Below are 21,242 nucleotides of genomic sequence, written 5' to 3' on the forward strand. Positions count from 1 at the left end.
GCGACGACGGGTGCGCCGGGGGAGCCGGCCCGGAGCGCCTTGGTTCCCACTCCGTGGCGGGTGGCGAGGTGGTCGAGTCCCACACGCCGCACGTCGTCGAGGTCGCGCACGCCCGCGTCCTCGAGCGCACGGGTGGCCGGGGCGCCGAGGGCGGGGAGCGGTTCGGTCGGTTCCCTGGGTCCGACACGAGGAACTCCGCCGCCGTCCCGGCAGTCGAACGTTCATCGACCCGAACGCGTTGAGGCCGTGGCGGCGCAGGGTCCGAGTCTCCTCGCGAGGGTTCCCGCAGGGGATCGCAGGTCAGCTCCGGAGCGGAGAGCCTGCGACGTCGAAGCGGAAGCCGCCGAAGGCGCCGCTGAGCAGCGGGCGCGCTGTGGCGATCGCGGCCTGGACCTGCGGGAGTGCGAGGGAGGCCCTGTGCGCCTCGGCGCTCTCCCACAGCTCGACGACGAAGACGGTGTCGGGCTGCTCGTCGTCGACCCCGACCTCGTAGAGCAGACAGCCGGCGTCGACCAGGCCCGCGTTGTGCTCGGTCAGGACGGCGACGAGCTCGTCGCGCTTGCCGGGTGCGGCCCCCAGGGTGCCGACGTTCGCGAAGGTCATGCCGCGAGGGTATCGCCGCGGGACCCGGCGGCGCATGATCGTCTCGACCGCCGAGGAGCGAGCGGGATGGCGGATGGGGGAGTGGCGGCCGGCCGTGGTCGGAGGAACGACCGGGCGCGGTCCCGGCCGCCGGCGTCACTGCGCGGCGCGGGCGCCCTCGTCCGGCGCCGGCTCCTCCGTGACCCGCGAGTCGGTGAGGGAGAGCGAGCCGATCGTCGCGATCGCGCCGACGAGGACCGCGACGGCGAGGTAGACGATCCGCTCGCCGGCGAAGAAGGACTGCACGAGGTCGGAGCTCCACGCGCCCGACGGCAGCGTCTTCGTGACCAGGGCGGCGATCAGGGTGCCGACGACGGCCGTGCCGATGCTGGTGCCGACCTCCTGCGAGGTGTCGTTGAGGGCGGCGCCGATCGAGGTGCGGTTCTCGTCCATCGCCTCGATGAGGGCGACCGCGCAGATGGTCATGATCGTCCGCAGGCCGATCGTGAGGAGCACCATCATCGCGGCGATCGCGAGGTAGCCGTGGTCGACGGCCCAGGTCATGCCGAGCAGCGAGCCGACGAGCAGCCCGGTGCCGACGAGGCAGGCGAGGCGGTGGCCGAGCCGGGAGGCGAGCCGCTCGGCGATCGGCGTCGCGGCGATCATGGTGACGATGATCGGCAGGTTCGCGATCCCGGCCTGCATCGGGCTCCAGCCGTACGCGTACTGGAAGTGCAGGATCAGGCCGAAGAGGACGCTGGCGAAGGCGATCGAGGCGGCCAGCTGCGTGAGGGCCGCGCCTCGCACGGGGCCGGTGCGGAAGAGCGCGAGGTCGATCATCGGCGAGGCCGCGCGCCGCTCCCGGAGGACGAAGCCGACGATCGCGGCGACCGTGCCGACGGCGCAGGCGAGGGTGGCGAGCGAGAGCCAGCCCTCCTGCACGCCGCTGGTGAGGGTGTAGCAGCCGAGCCCGATGGCCGCGACGGTGAGGGCGGCGCCGGGGAGGTCGAGCCGCTCGGAGGTGAGGTCGGCGCGCCGGTCGGCCTGCACGCCGAACCGGACGCCGATCCAGGCGAGGAGCGCGATCGGCGCGTTGACGATCAGGAGCCACTGCCAGCTGAGGTGGCTGAGGACCGAGCCGCCCAGGATCGGGCCGAGGACGAATCCGGACATGCCGACGATCATCACGATCGTGATCGAGCGCATGCGCAGCTTCGCGTCGTCGAAGAGGCGGAAGATCAGCGACATCGTGACCGGCGCCATGGCCGCCGCGGCGCCTCCGAGCAGCGCCCGCAGGACGATGAGCTGGCCGATGTCGCTCACGAGGACGACGGCGAGGCTGATCAGGCCGAAGGCCGCGAGGCCGCTCAGCAGCACGCGGCGGCGGCCGAAGCGGTCGGCGGCCGAGCCGGCGATCAGCAGCAGTCCGCCGAAGGTGAGGGAGTAGGCGCCCGTCACCCACTGCAGCCCGGCCGTGCCGCTGTCGAGCGATCGGCCGATGGTGGGCAGGGCGATGGAGAGCAGCGTGTTGTCGACCATCTCGACGAAGAAGGCCAGGCAGAGCGCGGCCAGGGGGAGTGCGGCGGAGCGCAGCGAGGTGTGGGCGGGGGGCGTGGCGGGGGTGACGGCGATCGTGCTCATGGCGGACCTCTCAATCGAACGCCGTACGAGTATCGGACGGCGTTCGACAACATAGAACCATGTTCGATAAGATGCAACACATGCCTGCAGATCGATCCGAGAAGCCCGCGCGCACCGCCGCGGCGACCGCCCGGCCGCGGGGTCGCCAGCGGGCGTCGCACTCGCTCGACGCGGTGCTGGCCGAGGCGATCGCGATCCTCGACGATTCGGGGGAGCCGGCGCTGACCTTCCGGGCGCTGGCGGCGCGGCTCGGCGGGGGAGTCGCGAGCATCTACTGGTACGTCTCGAGCCGCGACGAGCTGCTCGACCTGGCGACCGAGGAGGTGATGGGCCGGGTCCTCGAGGAGAGCGAGCCGCTCACGCACGGACCCGATCCGGTGGCGAATCTGCGCGCCCTGGCCCTGGCGCTGTTCGACGAGTTCGTCCGACGGCCGTGGTTCGGCCAGTTCATGCTCCGCAACAACGGCCTGCAGCCGAACTCGATGGCGATGCACGAGCGGATCGGCCAGCAGCTGATGCGGCTGGAGCTGACGCCGCGGCAGCGCTTCCACGCGGCGTCGTCGATCGTGAGCTACGTGGTCGGTGTCGCGATCGACCTCGCGCAGCCGCCGCCCAAGGAGTTCCTCGACAGCGGACTCGATCGCATGGAGTTCCTGGCGCAGTTCGCCGACCGCTGGCGTGCGCTCGACCCCGAGGAGTTCCCGTTCGCGCACCAGGTCGCGGACGAGATGGCGACGCACGACGACCTCGACGTCTTCCGCTCGGGGCTCGACCTGCTGCTCGACGGACTGCGGCTGCAGGCAGGGCTCGGGCCGTCGGTCTGACCGCTACTGCGCTTGCGGGCGATATCCGATAATGCACATTATGTCAGCTCGGCGGCCGCAAGCCCCTCCTCGTTGTGCCACTTCCACGCAGGTCGGGGGTTCAGGGAGCGAGCTGGAGTCCGGCCCTGGGCGACCGCACATGAGGACCCGCCGCCGTCAGCCAGGTCGCGGAGCGCTGGTCTGCGACGATCGCGGCTTCGTCGATCTCGAGGCCGGCACCGGGTCGGTCGCCGAGCACGATGCCTCCGTCGATGAACTGCTGGTCGATGGAGACGCCGAACGGCTGGCCGAAGTCTTGCACTTCAGCGGTGAGGTGGTTGGGCACGGCGGCGGCGGCGTTCGCCACGATGGCGTTCGCGCTGAGCCCGATAGGACTGACCGGCAGGTCACGGCTGTGTGCGGCGACCGCGACTCGGAGGAAGTGGGTGACGCCCCAGACGCTCGCCGCTTGCACGATGTCCACGCCCTTCGCGTCAAGAAGAGGGCGGTACTGCTCGAGTCCAGTGAGGTTCTCGCCCGTGGCGACAGCGGCGCGGACGGAGGACGACAGTCGGGCATGCCCCACGGCATCCCAGCGGCGGATCGGCTCCTCGATCCAGGTGAGATCGAGCTGCTCCTCCAATCGTGAGACGTACCTCACCGCCTGCTTCACGTTCCACGACTCGTTCGCATCGAGCATGAGGCCGGGCTCCGGAGAGTTGCGCTGAAGCGCATCCTCCATGATGCGCAGGCGGCGCAGGTCCGCGTCGAAGTCGCGACCGCCCTTGAGCTTGCCGCTGGCGTAGCCGCGGTCGACGGCGTCGCAGTAGAACGACGCGAGCTGGTCGTCGCTGAGAGCGATGTCGAGAGCCGACGCGTAGCCCGCCACGAAGCGGTCGGAGCCGCCGAGCAACCGCCAGAGCGGCTCGCCCGCAAGCTTGGCCTTGATGTCCCACAGTGCCGTGTCGAGGGTGCCGATGCCGCCGAAGGTTGCGCCCGCGTGGCCGGCCTTGAACACGCGAGCGAGCATGCGGTCGTAGAGGCTCGAGACGGCGCGAGGATCTTGACCCTCGAGCGCAGGAAAGAGCTTGTCGATGTCCTGGTGCGAGCCCATCCCGATACCGGTGACGCCGACATCGGTCTCGACGAGGACCAGCGGCACGCTCGTGATGCCCGAGGCGATGAAGCCGTTCACGTCCCCGATCGGGCGGCCCCAGTCGTGGTAGGTCGTCAGAAGGCGGTAGCCGGTGATCTTCATATCTTCCCTCACGGTCATCAGCGCCGATGCGGCCCCTGAGTAATAAACAACATACATCATATGTCTTGAGGGTTCGGGCCCTGCTACCGGCGAACGCTACGTTTCGATCCCTAAAATGGTGAGATGACAAACCTGGCGAACGACGGCTCCCCGGGGCTTCTGGCTGCGAACGCGACTCGACTGCCCGCGTCCCGGCTCGGGGTTGCGGTCGTCCGCGATCTCGTCACCGCGATCGTCACGGGAGAGGTCGAGCCCGGATCGCCGCTGCCTCCTGAATCCGTCCTGAGCCGAACTTTTGGTGTCAGTCGCACCGTGATTCGGGAGTCGGTGAAGCGCATCGAGGAAAAGGGGCTCGTTGCGATCGAGCAGGGACGCGGCACTCTCGTCCGGCCGGCGAGCTCCTGGAACGTCCTCGACCCGATCGTCCTTTCGGCGATGGTCGAGAACGACGAGTCCCTCAGCGTCCTCGACGATCTCGCCGTCGTTCGAGCCTCCCTTGAGGCGTCGATGGCCGGGCTGACGGCGCGTCTGCGTACCGACGACGAGCTCGCTGCGCTTGGTGTCGCCCTCGGACGCATGGAATCGGCTCTCGACAACGAGACTGCATTCAATAACGCTGACGCCGAGTTTCACCTGATCGTCATGGCGGCGTCCCGGAACACTCTTGCCGACAGCATCACGCGCATCCTCTTCCAGCGCGCACGGGACAGCCGGCTCTTCAGGGGGACCTCCCCCGGTGGCAACCTCCCCATCACCCTTGACGAGCACCGCAGCGTTTTCGACGCGGTGGTCGCCAGGGACGCGGCAGCAGCTGAGGAGGCAATGCGGTCCCACATCGAGGCTGCCTGGGCGAGGCGCCGTCCTCGGTGAAGAGCTGCGCTGTCATGACCGTGCGCTGACGTTTGACGTCATACGTCTCACCCATTAGCGTGAATGCGTCAGTGAGCCGCCCGATCGGGGTTGCTCCACCTGCGTCTCGATGGAGAGAAGTCATGACCTACACAGCCCGAAGCAACGGTCGGCGCATCATCGTCCTCGCCACCGCCCTCACGACGGTCGCCGCACTGTCCGCCTGCTCGAGCGGAGGAGGTTCGCCGGCTTCGTCCAGCGGCGCCGTTACAAGCCTCCGTGTCGCCGACTACTACACCGATGAACCGGCTCGCTCGATCATCGGTGACGCCCTCGATTCCTGCGGCGCGTCGATCGGCGTGACGATCGAACGGGAGGCGGTGCCCTCGAGCGATTACCTGAGCAAGATCCTGCAACAGTCGAGCTCGCGCACGCTTCCCGATGTGCAGATGATCGACGCTCAGGATCTTCCGGCGATTGCGGACAGCGGCGCGCTCAGCCCTGTCGCCGATCGCGACGTTCCCATCGACAATGTCGGAGAAAGCGTCCTCAGCCTCGGCACCGTCGACAACGAGGTCTACGGGCTCGCGCCCACCGTCGGCACCATCGTCCTCTTCACCAACGACGACCTGCTTGCGGAAGCGGGCCTGTCGGCACCTACCACCTGGGAGGAGCTGAAGTCGACCGCAGCAGCCCTCACCTCGGGGGACCAGTACGGGCTCGCGTTCAGCGCGAAGAACGATGGCCAGGGCACCTACGCCTACCTGCCCCTCCTGTGGTCGGCGGGCGGCTCAGAGGACGAGCTCGACAGTGATGCGGCGAAGGCGGCCCTGCAGCTAGAAGTCGACCTTGTCTCCTCCGGGTCCGCCTCGCAGTCCTCCGTGCAGTGGGGCAACAGCGACGTTGGAGACCAGTTCCTGACCGGCAAGGCGGCGATGGCGATCACGAGTGCCACCCAGATGTCGAAGCTCGACGCCGATCCCGACGTGAACTACACGATCTCGGCCATCCCCGTTCCGGAGGTGGGCGACACGGCGATCGCCCCACTGGGCGGCGAGGTCTGGACTCTTCCGCTGTCGGGTGACGACGCACGCGAGGCCGCAGCGGGCGAGCTGCTCTCGTGCATGATGTCGGACGACACCCAGCTGTCTCTCGCCGAGCAGCGTCGCGTCGTGCCGGCGAACCCCGACCTCGACGAGCAGTACCTGACCGCTCTGCCGACACTCGGCTCCTACGTCGACATCGTCCGCGACGGCCGCTCGCGCACTGCGATCCTCGAGGGCGCCTGGCCGCAGACCAACACCGCCATCTGGACCGCCGTGCAGTCGGCGGTCACCGGGCAGTCGTCCGTCGATCAGGCCCTGAGCGACGCGGCCGCTTCGGCCGCGAGCGCGAAGTGACCGCGGCACCCACCCTCACCCGGACGACCGGCTCGACCGACCGCCCGCTCCCCGAGCGGCTCGGTCGAGCCAGCCGTACTCGGGAGTCGCTCTACCGTTGGGCCTTCGTCGTCCCGGCCCTGATCTACATCGCTCTGTTCTTCGCCTTTCCCGTCGTCAAGAACATCGTGATGGGCTTCCAGGACTACACGACGGCGAGCTTCTACACCGGAGAGGCTCCCTTCGTGGGTTGGGAGAATTACCGCACGATCTTCGCCGACTCGACCTTCGGCTCGAGCGTGCTGCACACCTTCCTGTTCACGGGAGGATCCATCCTCGGGCAGTTCTCGCTCGGGCTGGCGATCGCGGTCTTCTTCCGGCGCCGGTTCCCCCTGAGCTCGGTCCTGCGCTCGCTCCTGCTGCTGCCCTGGTTGCTACCGGTGATCGTCTCGACTGCTCTCTGGCGCTCACTCATGGACCAGGACTCCGGGGCGATCAACGTCGTCCTGAAGTCGCTCGGCTTCATCGATACCGGGATCCCGTGGCTCTCGAGTCCGAGCATCGCCCTCCTCTCGGTGATCATCGTCAATATCTGGGTCGGGATCCCGTTCAACGTCGCCATCCTCTACGGCGGTCTGCAGGACATCCCGGAGGAGCTCTATGAGGCGGCTTCCGTCGACGGGGCCTCGCCGTGGCGCACGTTCTGGTCGATCACCTGGCCTTTACTGCGTCCCACGGTGACGGTCGTCATCCTGCTGGGAGTGATCTACACGCTCCGCTCGATCGACATCGTCCTCGGACTGACCCGTGGCGGGCCGGCGAACTCGACGCAGACGCTGCCGACCGCGTCGTACTTCCAGTCGTTCCAGCAGTTCCAGTTCGGTCTCGGAGCGGCGACCAGCAATGTGCTCATCCTCATCGCGTTCGCGTTCGCGCTGCTGTACCTGCGGTCGAGCCGTCGATCCATCACCGACTAGGAGCCGCTCGTGACAATCGCTCTGCGCTCACAGCGCGTCCGCTCTACCCGCGACTCCGTCCTCGGGGTCCTCCTTCTGGTCGTCCTGCTCTTCCCCGTCTACTGGATGGTCAACCTCTCCGTGCAAGCGTCGGGGAGCAACCTCGCCTCCAGCCTCTTCCCTACCGAGATTCATCTGGACGGCTACGCGGCGGCGATCGCCGATCAGTCGCGCAACCTGCTGACCAGCCTCATCGTGTCGCTCTCGAGCGTCGCACTGACTCTGGTCATCGCGATGCCGGCGGCCTACGCTCTCGCGCAATTCCGGCTCCGCGGTCTCAACGTGATCCTGCTCGTCCTCGCGGTGACCCAGATGATCCCGGGGATCGTGGTCGCGAACAGTCTCTACAGCGCTTACAACGACCTCGGGCTCCTGAACACGACGGTCGGGCTCGTTCTGGCCGATGCGTCCCACTCGATTCCCTTCGCGATACTGCTCATCCGCACCACGATGCAGGCCGTCCCCACAGCGGTCCTCGAGGCGGCCCGCCTCGACGGAGCAGGGCTTCTGAGGACGTTCTGGTCCATCGCTGTGCCGATCGCACGCAACGGGATCATCACGGCGTCTCTGTTCTCGTTCCTGTTCACGTGGAGCGACTTCATCTTCGCCCTCACCCTGACGACGACCGACGACCTCCGTCCGGTGACCCTGGGTATCTACACCTACCTCGGCGCCGACCAGACGGACTGGTCCGCCGTGATGGCGACGTCAGTCCTGGCATCGCTCCCCGCCGTGATCCTCCTACTCGTCGCCCAGCGGTACATCGCCGCGGGCGCCACAGGCGGAGCGGTTAAATGACGACCCAACACCCAACCGAGGCGGTCCGCCGCCTCGAGAGACGAGACGATCCAATGACAGGAGCCGCCTACACGGGCAAGGCGACGATCGAGCTGATTCAGACACCGAGGCGTGCCCCAGCGGACGGAGAAGTCGAGATCGCCATCGCCTTCTGCGGTCTCTGCGGCACCGACCTGCACATCGTGCACGGCGACATGGACGCGCGAGTGAGCAAGCCGCACGTGTTCGGCCACGAGATGTCGGGTGTGGTGAGCCGCGTCGGCGCGGGCGTCACCGAGTGGGCCTCCGGTGACCGCGTCAGCGTGATGCCGCTGCTCTGGGACGGCATCTGCTCCGCGTGCCTCGACGGCCATCAGCACATCTGCCGCAATCTGACCTTCCTCGGAGTCGACTCCCCCGGCGCGCTGCAGCAGCACTGGATCGTCCCGGCGAAGACGCTCGTGCGCCTTCCCGACGGACTCGACCTCCGGACGGCAGCGCTGGTCGAGCCGACCGCCGTCGCCGTGCACGACGTCCGGCGCTCGGGTCTTGCGGTGGGCGACAAGGTCGTGATTCTCGGAGGCGGGCCCATCGGCCTTCTCATCGCGAGCGTCGCCCGGCACGCCGGCGCTTCGGTGCTGCTGTCCGAGGTCGACGAAGGTCGGCGTGCACGCATCGCGGCTCTCGGCTTCGAGGTCCTCGACGCACTGAACGCCGATGTACCGCTCGAGGTCGACCGCTGGACGGGCGGCGAGGGTGCCGATGTCGTGTTCGAGGTCTCCGGAGCCGCAGCGGCGGTCCGGCAGACCACGGCGCTCGCGAAGGTGCGCGGCACCATCGTCGTCGTCGCCATCCATGCGGCACCGCGTGAAATCGACCTGCAACGCGTCTTCTGGCGTGAACTGAGGCTGCTCGGCGCTCGGGTCTACCAGCGCAGCGACATCGAGCGGGCGATCACCCTGCTCTCCGAGGGCGCACTCCCCGCCGAGGCCCTCATCACCGACGTGGTCCCGCTCGCCGACACGGCGGCCGCCGTCGAGCGGCTCACCGCGGGCTCCTCGATGAAGGTGCTGGTCGATGTCGGCGGCACCGAGGGGGGCGAATCGTGACCGGTCCCTTCGATCTGACGGGGAGGACTGCGGTCGTCACCGGAGCACGCCGCGGCATCGGCCGTGCGATGGCGGTAGCCCTCGCCACCGCAGGAGCCGACGTCATCGGCGTTAGCACACGGTCAGCCGACGACGACGACGTCGCCCTCGAGGTGAGAGCGCTCGGGCGCACCTACCGGTCGTTCGCGACCGACTTCGCCGATCGCCGCGCGGTGCTCGCGCTCGGCGCAGAGCTCGCCGAGCTCGCGCCCGACATCCTCGTGAACAACGCGGGCACCATCGAGCGAGCGCCGGCGGCCGAGCACGACCTGTCCCTATGGGACCGCGTCCTCGAGGTCGACCTCAGCAGCGCCTTCGCCCTCACCCAGCTCGTCGCCCGGCCCATGCTGGAGCGCGGCAGCGGCAAGGTCCTCTTCACCGCGAGCCTGCTGAGTTTCCAGGGAGGCATCAACGTGCCCGGGTACGCGGCAGCAAAATCTGGGATCGCGGGGCTGACGCGAGCACTCTCGAACGAATGGGCGTCGCGCGGAGTGCAGGTCAACGCGGTCGCGCCGGGCTACATCGCGACCGACAACACGAGCGCGCTGCGTGCCGACGACTCCCGCTCCGCGGCCATCCTCGAGCGCATCCCCGCCGGTCGCTGGGGTGCCGCCTCCGATCTCGGCGGCGTGACGGTTTTCCTCGCCTCCTCGGCCTCCGACTACGTCAGCGGCGCGATCATCCCTGTCGACGGCGGATGGCTCGGTCGATGAGCGGGCAGGAGGTGCTAGACGCTCTCGCGACGATCCGCGTGCTGCCCGTAGTCGTGATCGACGATCCCGCCGACGCTGCTCCGCTCGCACGTGCGCTCGTGGAGGGCGGAGTGCCCTGTGCCGAGGTGACGCTCCGGACCCCGGACGCGGATCGCTGCCTCGCCGCGATGGTGGCGATGCCGGGCTTCATGGCCGGGTGCGGCACGGTGCTCTCAGCAGCGCAGGTGGACGCCGCGTGCGACGCCGGCGCCGCCTTCCTCGTCAGTCCCGGCTTCTCCGAGGAGATCGCAGAGCGGGCAGAGCGCCGCGGCGTCGTCCTCATCCCCGGTGTCGCCTCCGCCACCGAAGTCATGCGCGCGAGGTCGACCGGTCTCCGGGTCCTGAAGCTCTTCCCGGCCTCGTCGCTGGGCGGCGCCGCGACCATTGCCGCTCTGCGAGGCCCGTTCCCCGATGTGGCCTTCGTCCCGAGCGGCGGAGTCTCGCTCGTGGAGGCACCCTCGTACCGGATCGGCGGAGTCCAGACGGTCAGCACCAGCTGGATCGCACCGCGATCCGACATCGCCTCCGGCCGATTCGACGACATCGCGGAGCGTGCCCGGGCCTTCCGTGACGCCGTGGCGCCGTGATGCGCGTCGTCACTGTCGGCGAGGCGCTGGCCGTCTTCCGGTCGAGCGTCGAGGAACCGCTCTGGCGCGCCGATCGTGTCGCCCTGGGCACGGGAGGAGCCGAGGCGAACGTCGCGATGACTCTCGCGCATCGAGGGATCCCCGTGACGTGGGCGGGGCGAGTCGGCGACGATGCGCTCGGGCGCCGCGTCATCAGGGAGTTGCGCGCCGAGGGTGTCCATGTCCTCGCCACCGTGGATTCCGAGCGCCCGACGGGTCTGCTGGTCAAGGATCTGCACCCCGGAGGGCGGACGACGATCTCGTACTACCGCGCGAACAGCGCCGGAAGCGCCCTCGCGGTCGGCGACCTCGCCGGCGTCGAGCTGGGCCCTGACGTCCTCGTCCACGTCACCGGCATCACGGCCGCACTCTCCGCCGGAGCGGCCGAGGCAATCGTCCATCTCATCGACGCCGCCCGGGAGGCGGGCTCCCTCGTCTCCTTCGACGTGAACCACCGACCGCGCCTGTGGGGAACGGTATCGCCGATCGAGCACTACACCGCACTGGCCTCCCGAGCCGATGTGGTTTTCGCCAGCCTCGACGAGGTGCCGCTGCTGATGGCACTGCCCAGAGCCGGGCTCGGTTCCACAGAGCAGATGGGTGCTGCTGCCGCAGCGCTGGCCGAAGCCGGGTACTCCCACGTCGTGGTCACGGCAGGGGCCGCAGGATCAGCGGCGCGCGAGAATGGCACCGCTTGCGCTCAGCCCGCGCTGCCGACAGGCGTCGTGGATTCCGTCGGCGCCGGAGATGCCTTCGTGGGCGGCTATCTCTCCAGTTGGCTCCGAGGTGAGCCCATGGTGTCACGCCTTCACTCTGCTGCGGTCTCGGGGGCGGCCGCCTGTCGATCCTCGGGCGACTGGGAGGGCGCCGTCGACCTCTCCGGAGTAGGCGCAGATGACACAACAGACCTGGTGAGCCGTTAGAGAGAGTCGCCGAGGTTCGCCGGCTCTTGATGATTGGCTAGTGCCTGGACTTGCTCATAGCAAACTCTGTCGGAGTAGCTCAATGACGGGCCTAGCCGTCCTTCTTGATTCCGGCTGCGCCTCCGCAAAGAACCAAGAGCCCGACGACTCAGTCGTCCAGTGCTGTCCCGCGGAGGTCCGGGAGTGTGAGCGCCGCGGCCGCCGCTACGGCGAACACGGCAAACGGCAGGATGACTCCCCCGGTGGCGAGCATCGCAGGCAGGCACTGGGGCGCGATGATCGATGACGGTCGGCCGAAGCCGGCGGCCCAGCCCGCGCCGGTGCCGCGGATGCGGGTGAACTGCGGCTCAGGGACGTTAGTGGGGCTGCGCACGAAGTGTCCACAGGCGGTGAGTGCGAGGACGACGGAGCCAGCGCTGCCGGTGCCCCTCTTTGGACAGGCTGTAGAGCGTCCCGGTGGAGCGGACGAATGCGGCCGGATCGCATTCCGGGCCGGTGCGGTTCGCTCGCTGGCGAGTGCCGGAGTCCTTCAAGCAGGACGCCATGCGTCGGGCGGTGGAGTACATCGATCCGCGCTTTCGACGCTCCAACCGTGTCGCCCCTTGCAAGCTCTTGGCCATCAGCGGAAAATCGCTCGGGGCCCGGATGTCTCCGGCCTCTCATCCCCCGGTTTCGCCGTCCACTCGTAGAGGTACGTGATTGAGCGGCAGGCGAAGATGGAGCCACGGGCTCGCGCCCAGATGGAATCAATACCCCCACCCGGCCGATAATCGCGATGCTGTCAGTTTGCTCTGCGCCAGATGCACGAACGGGCTCCCCTGCTACGAGTCGGCGAGTGAGACGGTCTCCACGGAGTGAATGCCTCCTGCCGGGCCGTTCCTGCGGGCAGGCGTGCGAGCATGATGCCCCCATCGGCGCCGGAGAAGCCTCGCGCTCCTCGATGAGCGAGAGGACATAAGCTCCCACACATGGCAGCCGGCGCAGTGATGTACACCTTCGCGATACAGCTGGCCGATGTGGACCGCGGCGTCTACGAGGACATCACGCTGCGGGCCGCTCGGCACCCCTCCGAGACCGACGCCTACATGATGACGCGCGTGCTCGCGTACTGCCTCGAATACGTGGAGGGGATCACCTTCAGCGAGGGGATCTCGTCGACGGCGAACGAGCCGGCGGTGCTGGTCCGCGATCTCACCGGCAGGCTGATCACGTGGATCGAGGTGGGCGCGCCGGATGCGGAGCGACTGCACTTCGGGAGCAGGCTGGCCGACCGCACGACGGTCTACACGCATCGCGACCCGGAGAAGGTGATCGCGGCGTGGTCCGGCAAGCGCGTCCACCAGCTCGAGCAGATCACCGTGCAGAGCTTCGACCAGGGATTCCTGGATGCCGCGGTCGCGGTACTCGAGCGCCGCAACACGCTGACCGTGTCGGTCGTCGAGGGGCAGCTGTATCTCGAGTTCAACGGCGTGACGTCGAGCAGCGACATCCACGTGCATCAGCCGGGCTGAGCCGCCCGCTGCGAGTCAGCGCCGGCGGGCCCCCGCGATCGAGGCGCGGACGACGACCGGCATCGGCACGAGCTCCGCGGCACCGGCCGGTGCGGCGAGCAGCAGCTCGACGGCGCGGCGGCCCATCTCCTCGTGGGGCAGCGCGATCGTCGTGAGTCCCGGGCGGAGGTAGGCGGCCAGCTCGTCGTTGTCGAACGAGACGATCGAGACGTCGCCGGGCACTGACAGCCCCGCCTCCGTCAGCGCCTGGTGCGCGCCGAAGGCGAGACGGTCGTTGAGGCAGAGCAGCGCGCGGACCTCGGGGTTCCGCTCGAGGAGCGCGGTGACCGCGCGGAACCCGAACTCCGGCTCCCACTCGGCGATCGACTCCTCCGACACGAAGGTCAGGCCGCGCTCGGCCATCGCGTCGCGGATGCCCGCGACCCGCTGCGCGATCGTCGCCGAGCGGAAGCGGTCGCGCTCGACCTCGTCGTTCTGCCCGATCAGCACGATGCCCTCGCGGTGCCCGGCGTCGGCGAGCAGCTCGACCGCCGCGCGGCCTCCGGCGTACTCGTCGGGCAGCACCGAGACGGGGTGGTGCGAGTTGGTCGCGTTGAGCATCACGACGGAGGTGGTGGCGGGCAGGTCGGGGACGTAGAACTCGCGCGAGCGCACCGACGCGAAGATGATGCCGTCGACCTGCCGGTCGAGCACGGCGTCGACCGCCTCGGCCTCGCGGGCGGGGTCGCCTCCGGTCTCGAGGAGCAGGATCACGTGACCCGCCTTCTCGGCGGCGGTCAGCGCCCCCTTGACCAGGCCGCCGGCGAAGCGGGTGGTCGCGATCGCGTCCGAGATGAAGCCGATCGTGCGGGTCTTGTCGGTGCGCAGGCCCCGCGCGGCGACGTTCGGGCGGTAGCGCAGCGCCTCCGCGGCGGCGAAGACCCGCTCGTGCGCGTCCTTCGAGAGGCCGGTCTCGGGCTTGCCGTTGAGGATCATCGAGGCGGCCGAGATGGACAGGCCGGCCTCGCGGGCGACGTCGGCCAGGGTCACTCGCTGCTTCGCCACCGCGCCTCCTCGTCATCGATCGACCGCTCTTGACAATCCTGCCGTCTGCACAGACTATAGCCACACCTGAAACCTTTTAGTCCCCTACTCAAAGGATTCAGGAGGTGTCCCGGGGCGGCGGGCGAACAGCTCCCCCCGGGACACCCGCCCCCCGCCAGCACCACAGCACAGCACCGACGACAAAGGAGTCACCGCCCATGTCCTTCTCCGCCCCTGGAACCCCGATCGGCCGCAGGAGCGTGCTGGTCGGCGCCGGCTCGGTCGCCGCCCTCTTCACGCTCGCGGCCTGCGCGCCCGGCAGCAGCGCACCCGCCACCACGAGCTCGGTCGACGTCAGCACCGAGCTGACCTCGGACGAGGTGCAGCTGGTCATCGCCGATGAGACCGGCTTCCCCGTCACGGACAAGCTGGCGGAGGAGTTCACCAAGCAGCACCCGAACATCACCTTCACCATCAACCGCGACACCTTCGCGAACCTCACCGCCAACTCCCCCAAGCTGCTCGCGAGCGACACGCCTCCCGACCTGATCCGCCTGCCCACCATCGGCGACACCGTCAAGGACGGCCTGCTCGCCAACCTCGACCCGTACTTCGACGCCTACGGCTGGAGCACCTGGTCCGAGTCGCAGCTCGCCCCGCTCCGCGTCGACTCGGACGGCGTCCGCGGCCAGGGCTCGCTCTACCAGCTCGGCCTCGGCTACAGCATCACCGGCATCTACATGAACCTCGAGCTCGCGAAGCAGCTCGGGATCGACGCGCCTCCCACCACGCTCGCCGAGCTTGAGGAGGACCTCGCCATCGCCAAGGCCGGCGGGGTGCTGCCGATCATGGCCGGCGACAAGGACGGCGTCGTGAACTTCGTCGTCCAGGCGGCGATGAACCAGTACGCCGACAAGCAGGAGATGGCCGACTGGATCTTCACGATCCCCGGCGCCACCTACGACACCCCCGGCAACGTCCAGGGCGCCGAGCTCGTCCGCACCTGGGCCGACGCGGGCTACTTCCCCTCCGACATCAACGCGATCGACTACTCGTCGTTCGTCAGCCGCTTCCAGGGCGGGGAGGGCCTGTTCACCTTCAACGGCAACTGGGCCGCCGCCGACACCCAGAGCAAGATGGGCGAGAACGTCGACTTCTTCCTCGTGCCCCCGGTCGAGGAGGGCGGCGACCACGTCGCGATGGGAGCGGCCAACTCGTTCTCCGTCGCCGCCAAGTCGAAGCACCTCAACGAGATCGTCTACTTCCTGAACTGGATCCACACCGACGACGCCGCCCGGCAGATCATCGTCGACGTCACGGGTGCCGCTCCCGGCGGCGACCCGAGCCAGGCGCTCCCGACCGTCGAGTCCGGATCGCTGCTCGAGCAGGCGCTCGCGATGTCGGCCCAGGTCGGCGCCGAGAACGGCCAGGTCGACTTCATGTCGAACGCGACCGCCGGCATCTACGCGGGCGCGATCATCCCGGAGTCGCAGCTGCTGGTCACCAGCCAGATCTCGGGCCAGGACTTCGTCACCGCCGTGCAGGACTTCTACGCGCAGGAACTGGCCGGCTGAGCATGAGCGCCCCCTCCGTCGTCGGCACTCCCCCGACGAGCGCCTCCGACAGCGGGACGCCGCCCGTCCGCCGACGCCGCGGGAGCACCGCGGCGCGGCGGGCGCTGCTGGTGGGCTGGCTCTTCGTCCTCCCCGCCCTCGCCGTCTACATCGCGTTCGTCATTTACCCGCTGATCACCGGGGTCCAGTACTCGTTCTACAAGTGGAACGGCGTGGGGCCCTCGGAGTGGGTCGGCGTCGCCAACTACCTGCGGGTGTTCACCGATCCCGACCTCCTCGGCTCGATCGGCAACGCGTTCGTCCTGATCGTCTTCTTCACCGTCATCCCCGTATCGGCGGGTCTCGTCCTGGCGAGCCTGCTCCGCTCGATGCGCCCCGGTGTCTTCTCGAGCGTGTCGCAGACGATCCTGTTCCTCCCGCAGATCATCCCGCTCGCCGCGGCGGGCATCGCCTGGTCGTGGATGTACGCGCAGACCGGCGCGGTCAACCAGATCCTCACGGCCGTCGGCCTGGGCGGCCTGGCTCGGCCGTGGCTCGGCGACTTCCAGACCGCGCTGCCGGCCGTGGGCCTGATCGGGTCGTGGGTGCTCACGGGCCTCTGCACGGTCCTCTTCCTCACCGGCATCGGCAAGATCGACGTGTCGCTCTACGAGGCCATCCGCCTCGACGGAGGCACGTGGCTGCGCGAGTTCTTCACCATCACGGTCCCGGGGCTGCGCCAGGAGATCTCCGTCCTCGCCACGATCACCGTGATCGCCGCCCTCAGCAGCTTCGACATCATCTACACGACCACGCTCGGCGGCCCCGGCCGCTCGACGCTCGTGCCGGGCATCTCCATCTACCGGATCGGCTTCACGCAGAGCGACGTGGGTCTCGCGTCCGCCTTCGGGATCGTGCTGATGGTGCTCGTGCTCGCCTGCGTCCTCCCCCTCCAGCGCCTGTCGAGAGTGAGCGACCGATGATCGTCACCAAGTCCGAGGTCGTCATCGGCCGCATCGTCCTGATCGTCGTGCTCGTGCTGACGGTCATCCCGCTGGTCAACATGCTCTCGGCCGCGCTGCAGCCCGCCGACACCAACCCGACCGGCCTCACCTGGCCCTCGGACCCGCAGTGGGGGAACTTCGTCACCGCCTTCGAGACCGGCAACGTGCTGCGGCTGATGGGCTCGAGCGCGCTGATCGTGCTCGGCGTCGTGCCGATCAGCCTCCTGTTCGCGACCCTCGCCGGCTACGCGCTCGGCAATCTGCGGATCCGCGGCGGCGGCGTCGTCTTCGTGTTCCTGATCCTCGGGCTCACGATCCCGTTCGAGTCGCTGATCATCCCGCTCTACTACGAGATCCAGGCGATGGGGCTGCTGAACACCCAGTGGGCGATCATCCTCCCGCTCATCGGCCTCTACATGCCCTTCAGCGTGGTCTGGATGCGCGCCCACTTCGTGCGGATCCCGGCCGAGCTCTCGGAGGCGGCGCGCGTGGACGGCGCGACGACGTGGCAGGAGTTCCGCCGCATCCAGATCCCGCTCGCGCGGCCCGCTCTCTCGGCGCTCGCGATCCTGCTGTTCCTCTGGACGTGGAACCAGTTCCTGCTGCCGGTGGTGCTCGTCTCCGACCCGCTGAACCGCACGGTCGCCGGAGCGCTGACCTTCTTCCAGGGGCAGTACAGCAACTCGATCCCGCTGCTCAACGCCGGAGCGCTGCTGATCATCATCCCGACGATCCTCGTCTTCGTGATCTTCCAGCGGCAGTTCATCCAGGCGCTGCTGCAGGGCGCGGTCAAGGGCTGACCGCGACACCGGTTCCGCGGCGGTGACCTCGCAGGGGAGGCGCCGCCGCGGTCCACCGCTGCGTGCGCAGCATCAGACGACGAACCGCCGCGATCACCGCGGCACGACAGGAGTGTCATGACCGTCACCGTGCACGGAGTCGCCGCCGACGGCTTCGAAGGCGTCCGCTCGGCGTTCGCCTCGGCCTTCGAGGGGGACCCGGCGATGGGAGCCTCGCTCGCGATCCGCGTCGACGGCCGGCCGGTCGTCGACCTCTGGGGCGGCGACGCTTCCGACGGCACGGCCTGGAGCGAGGACACGCTCAGCGTGATCTTCTCGTGCACGAAGGGTCTCGTGTCGCTCGTCGCCGCCCGCCTCGTGCAGGACGGGCTGCTCGACTACGACGCGCCCGTCGGCCGCTACTGGCCCGAGTTCGCCGTCGCAGGCAAGGAGCGCACCCTCGTCTCGGACCTGCTCGCGCACCGCTCGGGAGTCTCGGCCCCGCGTGAGCCGCTGACGACCGACGACATCCGCGACTGGGAGACCGTGATCGCCAGGCTCGCCGCGCAGGAGCCGCTCTGGGAGCCGGGGACCGGGCACGCGTACCACGCGATCACGCACGGCTGGCTGATCGGCGAGGTGATCCGCCGGATCACCGGGCAGAGCGTCGGCGAGTGCTTCCGACGCCTCATCGCCGGCCCGCTCGGCGCCGAGGCGTGGATCGGCCTGCCCGCGAACGAGCAGCACCGCGTCGCCAGGATGCGCGTCGGCCCGTCGCTCGCGGAGCTGACCGCGGCGCAGGCGCGCGCCCGCACAGCGGGCGCGACCGACTGGGCCGAGCAGGCGATGACCCTCGGCGGCGCGCTGCCGCACGAGCTCGTCGGCTCCGGCACCGGCTTCAACGACCCGGCCGTCCGCGAGGCCGAGATCCCGGGTGCGGGAGGCGTCGCCTCCGCCCGCGCGCTCGCCGCGATCTGGTCGGCCGCGGTCGTCGAGACCGACGGGGTGCGGCTCCTCCGCGACGAGACGATCGCCGCGGCGACCGTGCCGCAGAGCAGCGGGGCGCCGGTGTGGGACGTCCCCGGCCCGTGGCCTGCGTGGGGCATGGGGTTCCAGCTCGGCACGGAGGTGCGGCGCTATCTCACGCCGTCGGGGTTCGGCCACGACGGCGCGGGCGGCCAGGTGGCGTTCGCCGACCCGGAAGCGGGCGTCGGCTTCGCGTTCCTCACCAACCGGATGGACGGGCTCGGGGACACCCGCGGAACCGCGATCATCGACGCGCTCGCGGAGGCTCTCGGGCTGGAGTAGCGGCGCGACGTCGTCCGGCCGTCACGGTCGTCAGGGGCGTATCGAGATCCACCGTCGTGCAGCGTGGGTCTCGATACGCGCTGCGCGCTACTCGACCAGCATGGAGCGCGCTGCCTTCCGCCTGCGGTCCTGCGCCTGCGCCTCATGGTGATCGAGCAGCCCGCGCAGCGGGCGCATCGAGATCCACCGTCGTGCGGAACGCAGGTCCACTCCCCCGAGCGGGTGAGTTCCAACATTCGTCTGAACGTCTCCGTCGCCGTCCGGAGCACCATGGCGAGCAGGCGGTGACGAGACCGTCATGCTGCGAGGAAAGGACACGCTCTCCTATGCCGACCGTCGCCGACGTCATCGTCGCCACTCTTCGCGAGAACGGGATCCAGCGGATCTACGGTCTCCCCGGTGACACCTTGAACGGGTTCACCGATGCCCTGCGGAAGGACGGCACCATCGGCTGGGTGCACGTCCGTCACGAGGAGGCCGCCGCCTTCGCCGCGTCCGCCGCCGCCGAGCTCACCGGCGACCTGGCCGTGTGCGCGGGAAGCTGCGGCCCGGGCAACCTGCATCTCATCAACGGCCTCTACGACGCGAACAGGTCGCGCGTCCCGGTCCTCGCCATCGCCGCTCACATCCCGACCAAGGAGATCGGCACCGGCTACTTCCAGGAGACCCACCCGCAGGAGATCTTCCGCGAGTGCTCCGTCTACGTCGAGTACGTCGCCGACGCGAAGCAGATGCCGCGGATGCTCGAGATCGCGATGCGGGCGGCGGTGGAGAAGCGCGGTGTCGCGGTGCTCGTCGTCCCGGGCGACGTCCTGGTCGCCGAGGCCTGGCACCACCGCGCGATCCGGATCGAGCAGGCCAGGCCGCGCGTCATCCCGTCGGACGAGGAGCTCCGGCGCACCGCGGACATGCTCGACCGGGCGAGCAGGGTGACGATCCTCGCGGGCGCCGGCGTGCAGGGAGCCCACGACGAGGTGATCGCCCTCGCCGAACGTCTGCAGGCGCCGATCGTGCACGCTCTCCGCGGCAAGGAGCACATCGAGTGGGACAACCCGTACGACGTCGGCATGACCGGGCTCCTCGGTTTCACCTCCGGCTATCGGGCGATGGAGGACGCGGACGTCGTCCTCATGCTCGGGACGGACTTCCCCTACGAGCAGTTCTATCCCGAGGGGACGAAGCACATCCAGGTGGACATCCGCGGCGAGCAGCTCGGCAAGCGGCACCCGGTCGACATCGGACTGGTCGGCACCGTGAGAGACACGGCCCTCGCCCTCCTCCCCCTCCTGACCGGCTCACGGCACAGCCACCACCTCGACGAGGCGCGCAAGCACTACGCGAGGACCCGCGAGAAGCTGGACGACCTGGCCGTGCCGGCCGGGCACGGGAAGCCCCTGCACCCGCAGTACATCGCCCGGGTGCTCGATCGTCTCGCCGCCGAGGACGCCGTCTTCATCCCCGATGTCGGCTCCCCCGTGATCTGGGCGGCGCGCTACATCAGGACGAACGGGAAGCGGCGCGTGATCGGGTCCTTCGTCCACGGATCCATGGCGAACGCGGTCTCGCACGCCATCGGCGCCCAGACGGCCTTCCCCGACCGGCAGGTCATCGCGATGGCCGGCGACGGCGGCCTGGCCATGCTGCTCGGCGAGCTGATCACCATCGTGCAGAACGACCTGCCGGTGAAGATCGTGGTGTTCGACAACTCGTCGCTGAACTTCGTCGAGCTGGAGATGAAGGCAGCCGGATTCGTCAACTTCGGCACCGAGCTGAAGAACCCCGATTTCGCGGCGGTCGCCGAGGCGATCGGAATCGCCGGGTTCCGGGTGGACGACTCCGATGAGCTCGAGGAGGCGATGGCGAAGGCACTCGCGCACGACGGCCCGGCCCTGATCTCCGTGCGCTCGGATCGGCAGGAGCTCTCGATGCCGCCGAACGTGACGCTGGAGCAGGCGAAGGGCTTCACGCTCTGGGCCATCCGCACCGTGGTGAGCGGGCGCGGAGACGAGCTGCTCGACCTGGCCGCCACCAACTTCCGCCAGTTCCTCTGAGAGGGGTCCCCGTGTCCGACGAGCTGGTCCGAGCATGACGACGGCGGAGTTCGCCAGGATCGGCGACACGTTCGCGCACGGTGCCACGGCGCACCGCGGTCCGAAGACGGTGTTCACCGGGGAGCGGCTCTGCCAGCTGCTGGATCCGTTCGGCAACCTCTTCTCGGTGCGGCAGGGACCGCCCGGTGACTGACGACGCGGTGCCGAGCGGGCAGGTGCCGTCGGGGAAGTCGGGACCGTCGGGACCGCCGGGGCCTGC

Annotated in this window: 21 protein-coding genes; 16 read left to right on the plus strand and 5 right to left on the minus strand. The window is 69.2% G+C overall.

Going from position 1 to position 21,242, the window contains the following annotated elements:
- Positions 1-300: 300 nt before the first annotated feature.
- Together HQQ82_RS00920 and HQQ82_RS00925 are read right to left on the minus strand one after the other, a co-directional pair.
- Entirely contained in the window at positions 301-603 is a 303-nt protein-coding gene (locus HQQ82_RS00920; protein ID WP_173231228.1) for a putative quinol monooxygenase, read from the minus strand.
- 135 nt (positions 604-738) lie between these two features.
- Complete coding sequence (locus HQQ82_RS00925; RefSeq protein ID WP_173231229.1) at positions 739-2,223, minus strand: MFS transporter; 1,485 nt, start codon at positions 2,221-2,223, stop codon at positions 739-741.
- Positions 2,224-2,303: 80 nt separating this feature from the next.
- Here HQQ82_RS00925 and HQQ82_RS00930 point away from each other — a divergent pair, with 80 nt between their 5' ends.
- Positions 2,304-3,047, plus strand: coding sequence for a TetR/AcrR family transcriptional regulator (locus HQQ82_RS00930; RefSeq protein WP_173231230.1), 744 nt, complete (start codon positions 2,304-2,306; stop codon positions 3,045-3,047).
- Positions 3,048-3,147: 100 nt separating this feature from the next.
- Here the strand turns inward: HQQ82_RS00930 and HQQ82_RS00935 are convergent, their stop codons facing one another.
- Positions 3,148-4,284: a mandelate racemase/muconate lactonizing enzyme family protein gene (locus HQQ82_RS00935; protein WP_173231231.1), complete on the minus strand. Its 1,137-nt coding sequence runs from the start codon at positions 4,282-4,284 to the stop codon at positions 3,148-3,150.
- A gap of 123 nt (positions 4,285-4,407) precedes the next feature.
- On the opposite strand from HQQ82_RS00935, the gene HQQ82_RS00940 reads away from it, so the two are divergent.
- The 8 genes from HQQ82_RS00940 to HQQ82_RS00975 all read left to right on the plus strand — a co-directional run bounded on the left by HQQ82_RS00940 (position 4,408) and on the right by HQQ82_RS00975 (position 11,754).
- Positions 4,408-5,154 carry a FadR/GntR family transcriptional regulator gene (locus HQQ82_RS00940; protein ID WP_173231232.1) on the plus strand — a complete coding sequence of 249 codons (747 nt, stop codon included), beginning with the start codon at positions 4,408-4,410 and terminating at the stop codon, positions 5,152-5,154.
- Between the two features lie 71 nt (positions 5,155-5,225).
- A complete protein-coding gene (locus HQQ82_RS00945; RefSeq protein ID WP_173231233.1) occupies positions 5,226-6,533 on the plus strand; it encodes an extracellular solute-binding protein in 1,308 nt (435 codons plus the stop codon).
- Entirely contained in the window at positions 6,530-7,489 is a 960-nt protein-coding gene (locus HQQ82_RS00950; protein ID WP_367947753.1) for a carbohydrate ABC transporter permease, read from the plus strand. The genes HQQ82_RS00945 and HQQ82_RS00950 overlap by 4 nt, the downstream gene beginning before the upstream one ends.
- A gap of 15 nt (positions 7,490-7,504) precedes the next feature.
- On the plus strand, positions 7,505-8,326 hold the full coding sequence (locus HQQ82_RS00955) for a carbohydrate ABC transporter permease (RefSeq protein ID WP_367947848.1): 822 nt from the start codon (positions 7,505-7,507) through the stop codon (positions 8,324-8,326).
- The gene (locus HQQ82_RS00960) at positions 8,323-9,414 is read left to right on the plus strand and encodes a zinc-binding dehydrogenase (RefSeq protein WP_254071155.1); all 1,092 of its coding nucleotides are present in this window, start codon (positions 8,323-8,325) and stop codon (positions 9,412-9,414) included. Before HQQ82_RS00955 ends, HQQ82_RS00960 begins: the two co-directional genes overlap by 4 nt.
- Positions 9,411-10,166, plus strand: a complete 756-nt coding sequence (locus HQQ82_RS00965) for an SDR family oxidoreductase (RefSeq protein WP_173231234.1) — start codon at positions 9,411-9,413, stop codon at positions 10,164-10,166. The genes HQQ82_RS00960 and HQQ82_RS00965 overlap by 4 nt, the downstream gene beginning before the upstream one ends.
- The gene (locus tag HQQ82_RS00970; RefSeq protein ID WP_254071156.1) at positions 10,163-10,792 is read left to right on the plus strand and encodes a bifunctional 4-hydroxy-2-oxoglutarate aldolase/2-dehydro-3-deoxy-phosphogluconate aldolase; all 630 of its coding nucleotides are present in this window, start codon (positions 10,163-10,165) and stop codon (positions 10,790-10,792) included. Before HQQ82_RS00965 ends, HQQ82_RS00970 begins: the two co-directional genes overlap by 4 nt.
- Positions 10,792-11,754, plus strand: coding sequence for a sugar kinase (locus HQQ82_RS00975; RefSeq protein ID WP_173231236.1), 963 nt, complete (start codon positions 10,792-10,794; stop codon positions 11,752-11,754). Before HQQ82_RS00970 ends, HQQ82_RS00975 begins: the two co-directional genes overlap by 1 nt.
- Positions 11,755-11,902: 148 nt before the next feature.
- Here the strand turns inward: HQQ82_RS00975 and HQQ82_RS00980 are convergent, their stop codons facing one another.
- Entirely contained in the window at positions 11,903-12,127 is a 225-nt protein-coding gene (locus tag HQQ82_RS00980; protein ID WP_367947756.1) for a hypothetical protein, read from the minus strand.
- Between the two features lie 595 nt (positions 12,128-12,722).
- On the opposite strand from HQQ82_RS00980, the gene HQQ82_RS00985 reads away from it, so the two are divergent.
- Positions 12,723-13,265, plus strand: a complete 543-nt coding sequence (locus HQQ82_RS00985; protein WP_173231237.1) for a YaeQ family protein — start codon at positions 12,723-12,725, stop codon at positions 13,263-13,265.
- A 15-nt stretch (positions 13,266-13,280) separates the two neighbouring features.
- Here HQQ82_RS00985 and HQQ82_RS00990 read toward each other — a convergent pair whose 3' ends face one another.
- Entirely contained in the window at positions 13,281-14,309 is a 1,029-nt protein-coding gene (locus HQQ82_RS00990; protein WP_173231238.1) for a LacI family DNA-binding transcriptional regulator, read from the minus strand.
- A 197-nt stretch (positions 14,310-14,506) separates the two neighbouring features.
- Between HQQ82_RS00990 and HQQ82_RS00995 the strand changes: the two genes are divergently transcribed.
- The 6 genes from HQQ82_RS00995 to HQQ82_RS01020 all read left to right on the plus strand — a co-directional run bounded on the left by HQQ82_RS00995 (position 14,507) and on the right by HQQ82_RS01020 (position 21,176).
- Complete coding sequence (locus tag HQQ82_RS00995; protein ID WP_173231239.1) at positions 14,507-15,862, plus strand: ABC transporter substrate-binding protein; 1,356 nt, start codon at positions 14,507-14,509, stop codon at positions 15,860-15,862.
- A 2-nt stretch (positions 15,863-15,864) separates the two neighbouring features.
- The gene (locus HQQ82_RS01000) at positions 15,865-16,824 is read left to right on the plus strand and encodes a carbohydrate ABC transporter permease (protein ID WP_173231240.1); all 960 of its coding nucleotides are present in this window, start codon (positions 15,865-15,867) and stop codon (positions 16,822-16,824) included.
- Positions 16,821-17,645, plus strand: a complete 825-nt coding sequence (locus tag HQQ82_RS01005) for a carbohydrate ABC transporter permease (protein ID WP_173231241.1) — start codon at positions 16,821-16,823, stop codon at positions 17,643-17,645. Before HQQ82_RS01000 ends, HQQ82_RS01005 begins: the two co-directional genes overlap by 4 nt.
- A gap of 117 nt (positions 17,646-17,762) precedes the next feature.
- A complete protein-coding gene (locus tag HQQ82_RS01010; protein ID WP_173231242.1) occupies positions 17,763-18,932 on the plus strand; it encodes a serine hydrolase domain-containing protein in 1,170 nt (389 codons plus the stop codon).
- 326 nt (positions 18,933-19,258) lie between these two features.
- Positions 19,259-20,983 carry a ubiquinone-dependent pyruvate dehydrogenase gene (gene poxB / locus HQQ82_RS01015; RefSeq protein ID WP_173231243.1) on the plus strand — a complete coding sequence of 575 codons (1,725 nt, stop codon included), beginning with the start codon at positions 19,259-19,261 and terminating at the stop codon, positions 20,981-20,983.
- A 34-nt stretch (positions 20,984-21,017) separates the two neighbouring features.
- On the plus strand, positions 21,018-21,176 hold the full coding sequence (locus HQQ82_RS01020; protein ID WP_173231244.1) for a VOC family protein: 159 nt from the start codon (positions 21,018-21,020) through the stop codon (positions 21,174-21,176).
- Positions 21,177-21,242 lie beyond the last annotated feature (66 nt).

The organism is Rathayibacter sp. VKM Ac-2856 (assembly GCF_013205055.1).
Taxonomy (GTDB): Bacteria; Actinomycetota; Actinomycetes; order Actinomycetales; family Microbacteriaceae; genus Rathayibacter.

What these genes read in the sequence shown, in the direction of transcription:
- HQQ82_RS00920 (WP_173231228.1), bottom strand. Translation starts at nt 603, where the DNA reads ATGACCTTCGCGAACGTCGGCACCCTGGGGGCCGCACCCGGCAAGCGC.
- HQQ82_RS00925 (WP_173231229.1), bottom strand. Translation starts at nt 2,223, where the DNA reads ATGAGCACGATCGCCGTCACCCCCGCCACGCCCCCCGCCCACACCTCG.
- HQQ82_RS00930 (WP_173231230.1), top strand. Translation starts at nt 2,304, where the DNA reads ATGCCTGCAGATCGATCCGAGAAGCCCGCGCGCACCGCCGCGGCGACC.
- HQQ82_RS00935 (WP_173231231.1), bottom strand. Translation starts at nt 4,284, where the DNA reads ATGAAGATCACCGGCTACCGCCTTCTGACGACCTACCACGACTGGGGC.
- HQQ82_RS00940 (WP_173231232.1), top strand. Translation starts at nt 4,408, where the DNA reads ATGACAAACCTGGCGAACGACGGCTCCCCGGGGCTTCTGGCTGCGAAC.
- HQQ82_RS00960 (WP_254071155.1), top strand. Translation starts at nt 8,323, where the DNA reads ATGACGACCCAACACCCAACCGAGGCGGTCCGCCGCCTCGAGAGACGA.
- HQQ82_RS00970 (WP_254071156.1), top strand. Translation starts at nt 10,163, where the DNA reads ATGAGCGGGCAGGAGGTGCTAGACGCTCTCGCGACGATCCGCGTGCTG.
- HQQ82_RS00975 (WP_173231236.1), top strand. Translation starts at nt 10,792, where the DNA reads ATGCGCGTCGTCACTGTCGGCGAGGCGCTGGCCGTCTTCCGGTCGAGC.
- HQQ82_RS00985 (WP_173231237.1), top strand. Translation starts at nt 12,723, where the DNA reads ATGGCAGCCGGCGCAGTGATGTACACCTTCGCGATACAGCTGGCCGAT.
- HQQ82_RS00995 (WP_173231239.1), top strand. Translation starts at nt 14,507, where the DNA reads ATGTCCTTCTCCGCCCCTGGAACCCCGATCGGCCGCAGGAGCGTGCTG.
- HQQ82_RS01000 (WP_173231240.1), top strand. Translation starts at nt 15,865, where the DNA reads ATGAGCGCCCCCTCCGTCGTCGGCACTCCCCCGACGAGCGCCTCCGAC.
- HQQ82_RS01005 (WP_173231241.1), top strand. Translation starts at nt 16,821, where the DNA reads ATGATCGTCACCAAGTCCGAGGTCGTCATCGGCCGCATCGTCCTGATC.
- HQQ82_RS01010 (WP_173231242.1), top strand. Translation starts at nt 17,763, where the DNA reads ATGACCGTCACCGTGCACGGAGTCGCCGCCGACGGCTTCGAAGGCGTC.
- poxB (WP_173231243.1), top strand. Translation starts at nt 19,259, where the DNA reads ATGCCGACCGTCGCCGACGTCATCGTCGCCACTCTTCGCGAGAACGGG.
- HQQ82_RS01020 (WP_173231244.1), top strand. Translation starts at nt 21,018, where the DNA reads ATGACGACGGCGGAGTTCGCCAGGATCGGCGACACGTTCGCGCACGGT.